The sequence below is a fragment of the Staphylococcus sp. FSL K6-0223 genome (assembly GCF_038008285.1).
The window spans coordinates 111066-124900 of record NZ_JBBOYX010000003.1; the positions used below are offsets into that span (position 1 = coordinate 111066).

Genomic DNA, 13835 nt, shown 5'->3' on the forward strand with positions numbered 1-13835 from the left:
TCTTAAATATTTAGAGCAACTCTTCTTTTTTTAAATCTCTTTTTTACGTGATTTACGTAATAACATTAAACCAAGAATTAGAATACTGGATAGTAATGTTTTATTCGCTTTTTCACTTTCACCAGTATGTGGCAATTCTATGAGTTTATCCTTTTTGGTATACATCTTTTCATTACTTCTATCATTCAATTTCACTTTTGAAGATTTAATTTTATAGCTTTCTTTACTTGTAACTTTAGTAGGTGCTTTTATACTAATAGCTATACTTGCGTCACTATTGCCTTTATACTCTCTAGCGATTATTTCACTACCATCTTTAAAAGCTAGATGAGTTATTTTTATTTCTCCTGTGTGAGCGTTTAAAATAATACCTTCCATAACTTGGTCTACAGACCACTCTGAACCGTTTTTATAAACATTTATATATGTCGCCTTACCTTTTTTATTTTTAAAATTAATTTCAACTTTAGTTGCTTCAATTCTAGGCTTTATAATAACTTTAGCTTCTTTTTCATTTACAGTTACAATTGGGGGTTCAGGTGCATTTTCTTTACGTGGCATAATCACACTATTTAATTTACTATGGTCGCTATTACCATGTACTTCACTTGCAGTAATTTCACTTTCAGGATAAACAACGTAATAGTCTATAGTTACCTTACCAGTAGCCGGTTCTATATTGATGCCCGTTATTTCTTTACTCAAGCTCCAAGTAAGCCCATCTTTCCTTGCGATAATTGTATCAGATTTCCCTTCTGGATTTGTATAATCGATTTCCATTTTTGTAGATAGACCGCTTGGTATTATACTCACATTTACTTTACTTTCATCTTTCTCAACTATTGGTGCATCTGGTGTTGCTTCTTTTCGTGGCATATTTATTTTACTTTCAGCACTTACGTCACTGTTACCTTTTGTTTCGATTGCTACTATTTCGCTTTCTGCTTGTACAGCTGGGTGGCCTAGTGTGACTTTTCCAGTATATTCATCTAATTGTATATGTGGCGCTTCTTTATTGAGTGACCATATTTCCTCTTTTTTGATTGCGATAATTGAATCAGGTTGACCTTCTGAATTTGTATAATTGATAATTAATTTCGTTGATTCACCTTTTGGTATTACTTCGACACTCGCACGCTCTTCACTTGCTTCAATTGTTGGTGAATCCGGTGTTGACTCTTTTCGTGGCATAGTCACTTTACTTTCTGCACTTGTGTCACTATTACCTATTGTTTCAGTTGCTACTATTTCACTTTCTGCTAACACCACTTGGTGAACAATTGTGACTTTACCAGTATGGTCATCGAGCTCAATATGTGGTGTTTCTTTGTTGAGTGACCACGTTCCCTCTTTTTTGCTTGCGATGATTGAATCAGGTTGGCCTTCTGGATTTGTATAATTGATTACTAATTTCGTTGATTTACCTTTTGGTGTAACTTCAACATTGACGTGTTCTTCATTTGCTTCGATAGCTGGCGACTCTGGTGTTACTTCTTTTCTTGGCATAGTCACTTTACTTTCTACACTTGTGTCACTGTTACCTTTTGTTTCGGTTGCTACTATTTCACTTTCTGCTAACACCGCTTGGTGCCCTAGTGTGACTTTTCCAATAGTTTCATTTAATTGAATATATGGCACTTCTTTGTTTAATGACCAAGTCTCGCCAATTTTGCTTGCGATGATTGAATCAGGTTGGCCGTCTGAATTTGTATAATTGATCACTAATTTTGTTGACTCACCTTTTGGTGTCACTTCAACATTGACGTGTTCTTCATTCGCTTCGATAGCTGGCGACTCTGGTGTTACTTCTTTTCGTGGCATATTAATTTTACTTTCAGCGCTTTCGTCACTATTACCTTTTGTTTCAGTAGCTACAACTTCGCTTTCTGCTAACACCGCTTGGTGTCCCATTGTAAGTTTACCGGTGCTTTCATCAAGTTTTATATTAGAAATATTTTTATTAATAGTCCATCCATTGCCAACTTTAGTTGCTGTAATAGTAGCCGGTTGCCCTTTCAAATCAACATAGTGAACATCTAATCTAGTAACATCATTATGTGGTATAATTTCGACATTTGCTTCTTCTATGTTAGATCTTACCACTGGTGGTTGAGGTTTAACTTCTTTAGCAGGCATAATTGTATGTTTGACAATACTATTATCACTGTTACCATTTGACGCAGTAGCAGTAATATCACTTTCCGGTTGCACAGCCACATAACTAATTGTCACAGTTCCTGTTTGAGAATTAATTGAAATACCTGAAATGTTATTATTCAATGACCAGCTTTGATTTTTCTTAGTGGCTATTGCTGTAGCGATTTGGTCATTGACATCTAGATATTTGATAGTTATTTTGTCTGAATTAATTGAAGGAATAATACTTACACTCGCATTGTTATGATCTGATTTTAGTACAGGCCCTTCTGGAGCGACATCTTTACGTGGCATTGTCACTTTACTTTCTGGACTCGAGTCGCTATTTCCTTTTGTTTCAGTTGTTATAACTTCACTTTCTGCTTGTACTGCTTGATAGCCTATTGTTACTTTTCCGGTTGCTTCATCTACCTCTATGTGCGGAACATTTTTATTTAATGACCAAACTTCTCCATTTTTACTTACGATAATGGTATCACTTTGCCCCTCTGTATTAGTATAATTAATCACTAATTTTGTTGATTCATCTTTCGGTGTTACCTCTACATTGACTTGCTCTTCGATTGTTGGAGAATGCGGTGTTGTCTCTTTACGTGGCATAGTCACTTTGCTCTCAGGACTTGAATCACTATTTCCTTTTATTTCTGTTGCTATAATTTCACTTTCTGCTTGTACCACTTGATGACCTATAGTTACTTTTCCGGTTCTATCGTCTATCACAATATGCGGTACTTGTTTGTTTAATAACCAAGCTCCTCCATTTTTGTTTGCGATGATTGAATCAGAATGGCCTTCTCGATTTGTGTAATTGATCACTAATTTCGTTGATTCATCTTTCGGTGTTACCTCTACATTGACGTACTCTTCACTTGCTTCGATAGTCGGAGAATCCGGTGTTGCCTCTTTACGTGGCATAGTCACTTTGCTCTCAGGACTTGAATCACTATTTCCTTTTATTTCTGTTGCTATAATTTCACTTTCTGCTTGTACCGCTTGATAGCCTATTGTTACTTTTCCGGTTGCTTCATCTACCTCTATGTGCGAAACATTTTTATTTAATGACCAAATTCCTCCATTATTACTTGCGATAATGGTAACACGTTGATCCTCTGGATTAGTATAATTGATGAGTAATTTAGTCACTTCACCCTTTGGTGTTACCTCGACATTGGCGTGCTCTACACTTGCTACAATATCAGGCGCTTCTGGTGCTGCCTCTTTACGTGGCATAGTCACTTTACTTTCCGTACTTGAATCACTATTTCCTTTTGTTTCATTTGCTACTACTTCACTTTCTGCTTGTACTGCTTGATAACTAACCGTTACTTTTCCGGTAGTTTCGTCTAATTCAATATGTGGAACCTCTTTGTTTAGTGCCCAAACTCCTCCATTTTTATTTGCGATAATCGAACTTTTTTGGCCATTTGCATCTGTATATTTTACTTCTAATTTTGTTGATTCACCTTTTGGTGTAACTTCAACATTGACATACTCTACGTTAGATTCAATATCTGGTGCTTCTGGCTTTGTCTCTTTACGTGGCATTTTTAATTTACTTTCTGAACTTGAGTCACTGTTTCCTTTTGTTTCGGTTGCTACTATTTCACTTTCTGCTTGTACTGCTTGATAACCAACCGTAACTTTACCAGTCTGATCGTCAATATTAATTTGTGACACTTGCTTATCTAATTTCCAAGTTTCTCCATTTTTTATAGCATTTATTGAAGCTGGTTCTCCTTCGGGATTTATATAAATTATCTCTATTTTTGACGCTTCACCTTTAGGTGTTACTTCGACAATGACATGCTCCTCACTTGCTTCAATACCAGGCGCTTCCGGCGTTGCCTCTTTACGTGGCATATTTTCTCTACTTTCCTCACTTGTGTCACTGTTTCGAATTATATCGTTCGCTACAACTACACTTTCTGGATAAACAGCTAGATAATTAATTGTTACTAAACCGGATTGTGGTTCGATATTTATACCAGGAACACTATTATTAAGTGACCAATTATCATTAGTTTTAGTAGCAATAATTGATGTACGCTCATTAGCAGTATTTTGATATATAATATTTAACTTATCTGCTTTATTAGCTGGTGTTATAGTTAAATTTGGAATCAGGTAATTTATTTCAATAATTGGTTTGGATGGTGCATTATATTTTAGACTATTTTTCAATGTATCTAACGTATTAGTAACATTATTGATAGTTTCTTGGGATGCTTGATTTTCTATAGCAACATTATTCTGTTGTTCATTGATAATATTTCTAGCTTCGGTTAATTTGTCTTGAAGTGCACGCCATGAATCTGTGGTAAAATCAGCCTCATTTAAATCGTGTAAGTAGTTATCAACTTCATTTACTTTACTTTGTAATTCTGTTTTATTCATTTGAATTGTCACAGTTTGTAAATTAACGGTATTATCTCCGGTTCTTTGAGTATCTCTTCCTCTAAATGTTGCATTAGTTCTATAACTAACATGTCCATTTAAATTAACTATTTTAGGTATTGTTGCTTTAAATTCTACTGTATAGGAGAGATCTTTCCTCTCTCCTGGATTTAAGTTACTAATTGACATTCTTAATTTATTAGTATTTACATCTAAATTACCGGTTCCTCCACTACTAGAAATGAGTTTTGAATTTGCTGGTAATATAACTTCATAATATGTATCTCTTGATTGATTATGCCCTTTATTTTCAACAGATAAATTAACTGTTGCACGTGCAAAATTATCATTAGGACTATTAGGCTGAGTTATATATTCTACCTGTGCCACATTAGAAGTGATATAGGATCCACTATTTATTCTTACATCACTAACGGAACCCCCATGATAATAAGATGAATTATCACCAAATCCATGTTCTTTCGAAGACCGTTGTACACTAATTCGACCAGTGTTGGATATAGGTAAAAAAGAAATTCTTACTCTATTCATATCGCTTGGTATGTTAACCATTGCAGATAATTTACCGGTAGGGTATGGTCCCATACCATTTAGACGATTATCAAATAAGACACGATCCTGCTCTATATTACTAATTTTTAATTTAGCACCTGATGCACCATCTGAAAATACTGGACTTGTAGATATAAAGTTAACGTTTAATTCCGAACCAGGTACCACATCTATATCTTGATAAATACCTGCTACTTTAGGATCATTGACACTTCTATCACGACCATTATTCGTTCTTGCAAGTACAACCCCGTACGGAGCACCACCATTGCTCATAAAACTTGAATAATCTACTGCGCTTGGTGTATAAAACATAGGATACTCAGGATTAGGATCAGTTGAGTAACTATGCCAATTATCTACATTCGTAACTACAGTTAATCTCTTTGACCTTGATGGTAATATACCACCAGATACCTGACTAAAGTTTCCATTCTGAATTTCTGGATTAACTTCGTTTGCTTTCAATGGATCATTAGATACGTTATTTTCAGGAGCACTTCTAAATGATGATGTATCTCTTTTATGTCTAATATACGAATAGTTTGAAATGTTATTATTCTTAGTTAAATGTTGTGATTGAACACCGTTTGACTGACGATTTGGAAGTAAAGATTCTTTATTATGTAATTTACCTGCACTATTTAAAAATTTATGATAATAATCATCAACCTGTTGTTGGCTTTGAGGATTATTTAAAATAGATTCAGCTTCTTGTAAATCAGCGCGAAATAATTCAACCGAATCTTCTGTCTTGTTACTTAAATCTAAAGATTTGTATTGATTTAAAATTTTTTCAAGTTGACTAGTATTAATAACGTGTTGAGTATTAGTTTTAGTAGTTGAAAGTTTATTTTCAATATCTTGATTATTAGTTAGATTATCATTTAAAGATTTTCCATTTTCAATATTAATTTGATGACTGGTACTATCACTAACTTTTTGATTGATGGTCGTATTATTTTCTTCAATACTGTCAGCTTTTGCAAAATTAATGTTAGACATCATAAAAATACCTATTATCGCTACACTAGCTGCTCCAAAACCTTGATATTTTCTAATAGAAAAACGTGTGATTTTTTTATCTAAGTTGTTGATTCTTTTGTTTTCCATCATTTTTTCTCCTCAAATATAAAGAATTTAAATTAACCCAACAATATTCAACATATATTTTATTATTGATAAAATATATTTCATTGTGTTCCTTAAAATATACCACCATGCTATATTTTGTGCAATTGTTTATTTTGGGAATTTTACTTTTTGTACATAAAAAAGAGTGTGGGTTTAGCTCCACACTCTCTATAATTCTATTCTTTGATTTTATTTCTAAAAATACCAATTAATCCTAAACCTGCTAGTAACATTAATAATGCTGGATTAAATTCTTGTTCTTTAACTCCTGTTTCAGGTAATTCTTTCTTAGAAGTTTTATGATTATGAGATGTTTTATCATCTTTATCTTCATTACGTTTTGATATTTTTTTAGTAGGTTTAATTACTTCTAATGTTTGCTTATGTTGTTTTAATTTAACTTTTTTATAGATATATTTAGTAATACCATCTTCGGTTTCTGTTCTAATATATTTATAACCTTCTATTTGTATAACACCTCTTTGATTTAAAGGTGTTTTATCGTCTTCTACCGCATCTTTAATAATATTCCCTTGATCATCTAACCATGCTGTAACGTGTAATTTAGGTTTATCATTTACATTATTTTGATTGTTCTCCTGCTGTTTAGTTGGAATAACTGGCTCTTTCTGTGTCGTTGGTTTTACAGGTTCTGGACGTGTAGGTTGCTCTGGCTCTTTCTGAGTAGTTGGTTTTGTCGGTTCTGGTTGTGTTGGTTGCTCTGGCTCTTTCTGTGTCGTTGGTTTTACCGGTTCTGATTGTGTAGGTGTTTCTGGCTCTTTCTGTGTCGTTGGTTTTGTCGGTTCTGATTGAGTTGGTTTCTCGGGCTCTTTCTGTGTCGTTGGTTTTGTCGGTTCTGATTGAGTTGGTTTCTCGGGCTCTTTCTGTGTCGTTGGTTTTGTCGGTTCTGATTGAGTTGGTTTCTCGGGCTCTTTCTGTGTCGTTGGTTTTGATGGTTCTGGTTGTGTCGGTGTTTCTGGCTCTTTCTGTGTCGTTGGTTTTGTCGGTTCTGGTTGTGTCGGTTGTTCTGAATCTTTTTGAGTCGTTGGTTTTTCAGAATTTACTTCTGATGGTTTAGTGTCATCCTTTTTTGTTGAACTGCTCGTGGCAGTGCTTGATGTTTGAGTTGAATTTACTTTTCTATAAATAAATTTAGTTATACCATCAGAAATTGATGTTCTAAAATGTTGGTACCCAGGAATTTTTACCGGCACTCTTTCAGAGGCAGGCGTTTTATTATCTTCTACTGCATCTTTAATGATATTACCTTGATCATCCAACCATACAGTAACGTATAAGATAGGAACTTCATATGTTCCACTGTCCTCATCTTCGTCAGGATCTTCATTTGGAGTTCCATCAATATAATCATTTAAATTTTTAGATGATTTATGATGAGTCTCATTATTGGAAGTTGATGTATTAGTTTTATTGCTTTCAGTTTGAATAGTTTTAGGTGATGTAGTGCTATTAGTCTTGTTAATTTCTTCAGCTTGAGCGGAACCATTGCCCGCAAAAAGATATAAAGCTAAAGTTAAAGCACTCGCTGTGCCGTAGCTAAAATATTTTTTGCTTGGTAAAGATGGAAATTGTTTTAAATCTCTAGGCTTGTTGTTTTTCATAGTTGTAATATCCTCCCAAAATTTTTAAACGATAGCGTTTATCTAACTTATTATGAGTACTTATAATAAAAGCTTATAAAACATTACATAAATACATTAATTCTCCTTCGCATTATCGTTAATTTTATTATAATATATTTTTACGAACTAAAATACTCTAATTACAATAATTACAAAAAATAATAGATAAAAAAACTCCTTTCAGAGAAAATAATCTCTAAAAGGAGTAATAATGACGACCATAATGATTTAATTACATCATTCCTGGCATACCGCCCATACCTGGTTGTTCGTTATTTTCTTTTTCAGGAATCGTAGCTACTACTGCTTCAGTTGTTAAGAACATTGCTGCTACACTTGCTGCGTGTTGAAGTGCTGAACGAGTTACTTTAGTTGGATCTACAATACCTTCTTCAAGCATATTTACCCATTCATTCGTCGCTGCGTTGAATCCTACACCAGCATCTGCATTTTTTAATCGTTCAACTATAATTGAACCTTCTAAACCTGCATTTTCTGCAATTTGACGTACTGGAGCTTGTAATGCTTTAAGAACAATATTTACTCCTGTTTCAACATCGCCTTCTGCTTCAATTTCGCTTACCTTTTTATAGATATTAACTAAGGCTGTACCACCACCAGCAACAATACCTTCTTCAACTGCGGCACGTGTTGAGTTTAAAGCATCTTCGATTCGAAGTTTACGCTCTTTTAATTCAGTTTCACTTGCAGCACCTACTTTGATAACTGCTACACCACCAGCTAATTTAGCTAATCGTTCTTGTAATTTTTCTCTATCGAAATCAGAATCAGTTTCTTCAATTTGTGCTTTAATTTGACTTACACGCGCGTCGATGCTATTTTCATCACCGTCACCATCTACAATAGTTGTATTATCTTTAGTAACTTCTACTTTATTAGCTGTACCTAGCATATCGATTGATGCATCTTTTAATTCTAGACCTAAATCATCTGTAATTACTTGAGCACCTGTAAGGATAGCTAAGTCTTCTAACATTGCTTTACGACGATCACCAAAACCAGGAGCTTTAACAGCAACAGCAGTAAATGTACCACGCATACGGTTTAAAACAATATTAGTTAAAGCGTCACCTTCTACTTCATCAGCCACAATTAAAATTGGTCGACTAGATTGAACGACTTGTTCTAATAAAGGTAGAATATCTTGGAATGAAGAGATTTTTTTATCTGTAACAAGAATATATGGACGTTCAAGTTCGGCAATCATTTTATCTGAATCAGTTACCATATATGGAGATTGATAACCGCGATCGAACTGCATACCTTCAACGACTTCAAGTTCAGTGTTGAAACCATTTGATTCTTCAATAGTAATGACCCCGTCGTTGCCAACTTTATCCATCGCCTCAGAAATGTATTGACCGATTTCCTCATCAGCAGCTGAAATAGCACCTACTTGTGCAATTTCATTTTTGTTTTCAACTTTTTGAGAAATGTCATGTAATGCTTCTACAGCTACTTTAACGGCTTTATCAATACCTTGTCTCAAACCAACTGGGTTCGCACCACTTGTTACGTTCTTAAGGCCTTCTTGAATCATTGATTGAGCTAAAACTGTTGCAGTTGTAGTACCGTCACCAGCAATCTCATTTGTTTTATTTGCAACTTCTTGAACAAGTTTTGCGCCCATATTTTCATAAGGATCTTCTAACTCAATTTCTTTAGCAATCGTAACCCCATCATTTGTGATTAATGGAGTTGTATATTCTTTATCTAAGACAACATTACGACCTTTAGGACCAATTGTTACTTTAACAGCATTTGCTAATTTATCTACACCTCTTAGCATTGCTTGACGTGCATCTTCTGAGAATTTTAAATCTTTTGCCATACTCTAAATGACCTCCATTTATTAAGATTTCTTACATAGATGTTTTATCTGTTTAATATAAATTTATAATTATTGAATTACTGCTAAAATATCTTCTTCATTTAAAATTAAGTAAGTATCGTCACCACGTTTAACTTCTGTTCCAGCATATTGTTGGAACACAATAGTGTCACCTTCACTTACTTCAGGAGCAACTCGTGAACCATTGTCTAGTAGGCGTCCTGGACCTACAGCGATGATTACACCTTCATTTGATTTTTCTTTAGCGCTATCTGTTAATACAATACCGCTTTTAGTTGTTTGTTCTTGCTCTTTCTTTTCAATAATCACACGATTTCCTAATGGTTTAAGCATGATTGTTCCTCCTTCATTCACATGTGATTTAGCACTTTAATTATTAGAGTGCTAAGCTATTTTTATATTAATCAAATTTGGTCAATAATTCAAGCAAAAAGGTTAGCGAATAAATTTTGTACATCTATATTATTTACGATAAAATAAACTATACTTAGAAATAGATGGAGGTAAGTTATGAGAAGACTTTGGGTGTCCTTACTAACGGTACTCGCGTATGGCTTGGCTCAAATGTTACCTGGTTTTATACTTAGAAGTCATTTACTTGGTCATATGTCTCAAATTGAAACTGCTAAATTCATGATATTCACGCAAGTTTCTCTTTTTATATTAGCTGCTATTATCATAATTTTAATAAATTTAAAGGTAAAAAATCCTACTACTCTTGAAGCTGGTAGAAAGGAACCTAAGAGATACATCATTCCTTGGGCACTATTAGGTTTCTGTCTGGTTATGGTATATCAAGTTATTATAAGCTTGATATACTTTACAATCATGGGTAGTCAGCAGACAAGTCCAAACACTGAACGTTTAATGGCAATTGCTAAAAAGATGCCTATTTTTATCATTTTAATTTCTATCGTTGGCCCTATTTTAGAAGAGTTTGTCTTTAGAAAGGTTTTCTTTGGCGAATTATATAATGCAATTAAAGCCAATCGTGTTGTTAGCTTTTTGATTGCTTCTATAGTAAGTTCACTTGTATTTGCCCTTGCACATAATGATATGAAATTTATACCTATGTATTTTGGTATGGGCATGATCTTTTCACTTGCCTATGTTTATACTAAAAGAATCGCTGTTCCAATTGGTATTCATATGTTACAAAATGGTACAGTCGTTTTTATGCAAGTTTTTGGTGGCGAAGCTTTAAAGAAAGCTCAAGAACATGCCAACTTTATTCTACATTTCATATTAAACTAAAAAAGCATCTAATCATGTAAAATGTTGCGAAACGTACATGATTAGATGCTTTCTTTGTTACTGTTGATTTTTTCTTCTATTATAAATAAACATACCTACTACACCGGCAAAAATTGCTACAATCGCACTGCCTAAAGTGATAAGCACACGATCTAATTTTTTGTTTTTGTTGTAATCATCGGATTGCTCGTTGTCGTTTGTAGTGATTTCATCTGCGCTGTGATTTTTAAAAGCACTACGACTCCCTTTGTCTTTATCGTTAGGTTTCTTTAAATCAGGCATGGAACCAATTTCACCGGTAATTAAAGCTAATACTTGTTCATCTAAGTTTTCATAATACTTACTTGCATTTAGTGGATTAAAATATTGAAATCTGAAATAGTTTGAACCTTTTTGTAAAGAATTTAAATATTCATTTCCACTAAAGTTTTGCTTTTTAAATAAACTATAGATGTCACTATCGGTAATTTCTCCATTTTCTGTATCTAAATTTCTAACTTGATTAATTAAAAATGGATTATATTTGTATGCACCACTTGCTAAGCTTCTAAATCTATCTAATAAAGAATTTTCTTCAGAATCTTTACTTTGCTCATCTTTATTAAAATTCTGAGAATTACTTCTATGATTTATAACTGATCCTGATCTATTCCAAATAAATTGATTTCTATCATAATTAGGCGTTTGATGATTAGATTGTGAGTAATTTAAATCATCTTTGTCATTAAAGTTTCTTTTTAATGGGGCACCACCATTGCTACTATTTTCATTATCCTCATTACCTTTATCAGGATTTAACAATCCACCATTACTATCCTCAGGATGTATTGTGGAAGAATTATTGCTATTGCTAGCATGATGATTTGTATTTGATGAGTTACCTCCCGTATGATTACTTGAAGGTTGCTCGTTATTATTTGAATTAGATGGATGATGTTCGCCACTTTGATTTGAATTATCATCACCACTGCCATTATTATGACCACTTGAACTACTATTATCATTTCCTTCAGAAGGATGATTATCTCCTGAACCGTGTCCATTTGAACTACCGGGATTATTATGATGTGAGCCAGAGTGTCCTCCACCCGGATGCGAATTATCATCACTACCCCCACCAGAAGGGTTATCGTGACCATGATCAGATGTATGATCATGTCCAGAACCTGAGTCACTGTCTGAATCTGAATCGCTATCAGACGCTGAGTCACTATCTGAGTCGGAAGCACTGTCTGAATCTGAATCACTGCCTGAGTCAGAAGCACTGTCTGAATCTGAATCGCTGTCAGAGTCTGAGTCACTATCTGAGTCTGAGTCGCTATCTGAATCTGAATCACTATCTGAGTCAGAAGCACTGTCTGAATCTGAATCACTGCCTGAGTCAGAAGCACTGTCTGAATCTGAATCGCTGTCAGAGTCTGAGTCACTATCTGAGTCTGAGTCGCTATCTGAATCTGAATCACTATCTGAGTCCGAATCACTATCTGAGTCAGAAGCACTGTCTGAATCTGAATCACTATCTGAGTCACTATCTGAATCTGAGTCACTATCTGAGTCGGAATCGCTGTCTGAGTCTGAGTCGCTATCTGAATCTGAATCACTATCTGAGTCTGAGTCGCTATCTGAGTCGGAAGCACTATCTGAATCTGAGTCACTGTCTGAGGCTGAATCGCTATCTAAATCCGTGTCGTTGTCTGAGTCTGAATTTAAATCATTTATTGCATCCGAATCAGACTCTCCGTTCTCATCATTTTCAGAAGTTGCAAGTGGATTTATGTTATTTTCATTAGATTGAGGCTGATGACTTATTGAATTGTCGTCACTAAAAGTCTGATTTTCAGATTCTGCTTTATTGATATCATTATTCGAAGAAATGGGCTGTATATTCTCCTCTGCTGCATGTGCATGATTATCAAATAAGGGTGTACTCAACATAAATGCAAAACCTGTTAATACAAACGAATGCTTGATTTTATTGTTATTCATAAGTCAATCACCTCCTCTTTAAATTCTTTTATCATCTTTAGTATATAGAAAATATTAGATTTTTGCATTCAAATAAGACTTTTGAAAATGAATATTAATCTTGTTGAAATTTCATAGTAATTATTTGTACATTATGAAAAGTATAATTATTATAGTATGTATAAATCAAAAGCAAAGGAGTATTTTAAAAATGGGGATTTTTAATAATACTGAAAATGAACAATCATTTAACGAAGCAATTGAAACTAGAAGAACTATTTATAATTTAGAAAAAACAATATCTATTAGTGATGAAGAACTAGAAGAATTAATCGCACATGCTGTAAAGCATGTACCTTCTGCATTCAACTCTCAATCAACAAGAATAGTTTTACTTTTGAATGACAAAAATGAACAATTCTGGGAAAACACAAAATCTATTTTAAAAGAAACAATGGGTCCTGACAGAGATTTTGAACCTACTCGCCAAAAAATTGATAATTTCAAACATTCTCATGGCACAATTCTTTATTATGAAGATCAAAGTGTTATTAATGCATTGCAAGATAAAATGCCTAATTTCTATGAAAACTTTGAAATTTGGTCAAACCAAGCTAACGCGATGCATCAGTATGCTATTTGGACTGCTTTAGCTACTAAAGGCATCGGTGCATCTTTACAACACTATAATCCAATTGTAGACGAATCTACTGCAAGCCAATTTGATATCCCTAATACATGGAAATTAATTGCTCAAATGCCTTTCGGTGATGTACGTGAGAATGCGAATGAAAAAGAAATTAAACCTGTAGAAGATCGTTTTATTATTAAAAAATAATTAA

Annotated in this window: 7 protein-coding genes; 2 read left to right on the forward strand and 5 right to left on the reverse strand. The window is 33.9% G+C overall.

Going from position 1 to position 13835, the window contains the following annotated elements:
• Positions 1-30: 30 nt before the first annotated feature.
• The 4 genes from MHI13_RS17775 to groES form a co-directional block, all read right to left on the reverse strand.
• A complete protein-coding gene (locus tag MHI13_RS17775) occupies positions 31-6240 on the reverse strand; it encodes a SasC/FmtB family protein (protein ID WP_422785086.1) in 6210 nt (2069 codons plus the stop codon).
• 194 nt (positions 6241-6434) lie between these two features.
• Positions 6435-7880, reverse strand: coding sequence for a cell wall anchor protein (locus MHI13_RS17780; RefSeq protein WP_340761709.1), 1446 nt, complete (start codon positions 7878-7880; stop codon positions 6435-6437).
• 253 nt (positions 7881-8133) lie between these two features.
• Positions 8134-9753, reverse strand: coding sequence for a chaperonin GroEL (groL, locus tag MHI13_RS17785; RefSeq protein WP_002435951.1), 1620 nt, complete (start codon positions 9751-9753; stop codon positions 8134-8136).
• A gap of 69 nt (positions 9754-9822) precedes the next feature.
• Entirely contained in the window at positions 9823-10107 is a 285-nt protein-coding gene (gene groES, locus MHI13_RS17790) for a co-chaperone GroES (protein ID WP_002435917.1), read from the reverse strand.
• Between the two features lie 177 nt (positions 10108-10284).
• On the opposite strand from groES, the gene mroQ reads away from it, so the two are divergent.
• Positions 10285-11028, forward strand: coding sequence for an intramembrane glutamic endopeptidase MroQ (gene mroQ, locus MHI13_RS17795; RefSeq protein ID WP_064210806.1), 744 nt, complete (start codon positions 10285-10287; stop codon positions 11026-11028).
• Positions 11029-11085: 57 nt separating this feature from the next.
• Here mroQ and MHI13_RS17800 read toward each other — a convergent pair whose 3' ends face one another.
• Positions 11086-12747, reverse strand: a complete 1662-nt coding sequence (locus MHI13_RS17800) for an SdrH family protein (protein ID WP_445684214.1) — start codon at positions 12745-12747, stop codon at positions 11086-11088.
• A 457-nt stretch (positions 12748-13204) separates the two neighbouring features.
• On the opposite strand from MHI13_RS17800, the gene MHI13_RS17805 reads away from it, so the two are divergent.
• On the forward strand, positions 13205-13831 hold the full coding sequence (locus MHI13_RS17805; RefSeq protein ID WP_064210782.1) for a nitroreductase family protein: 627 nt from the start codon (positions 13205-13207) through the stop codon (positions 13829-13831).
• The last annotated feature ends 4 nt before the right edge of the window (positions 13832-13835 follow it).

Excerpts from the sequence above, each read along its gene's own strand:
- MHI13_RS17775 (WP_422785086.1), bottom strand. The coding sequence starts at position 6,240 with ATGATGGAAAACAAAAGAATCAACAACTTAGATAAAAAAATCACACGT.
- MHI13_RS17780 (WP_340761709.1), bottom strand. The coding sequence starts at position 7,880 with ATGAAAAACAACAAGCCTAGAGATTTAAAACAATTTCCATCTTTACCA.
- groL (WP_002435951.1), bottom strand. The coding sequence starts at position 9,753 with ATGGCAAAAGATTTAAAATTCTCAGAAGATGCACGTCAAGCAATGCTA.
- groES (WP_002435917.1), bottom strand. The coding sequence starts at position 10,107 with ATGCTTAAACCATTAGGAAATCGTGTGATTATTGAAAAGAAAGAGCAA.
- mroQ (WP_064210806.1), top strand. The coding sequence starts at position 10,285 with ATGAGAAGACTTTGGGTGTCCTTACTAACGGTACTCGCGTATGGCTTG.
- MHI13_RS17805 (WP_064210782.1), top strand. The coding sequence starts at position 13,205 with ATGGGGATTTTTAATAATACTGAAAATGAACAATCATTTAACGAAGCA.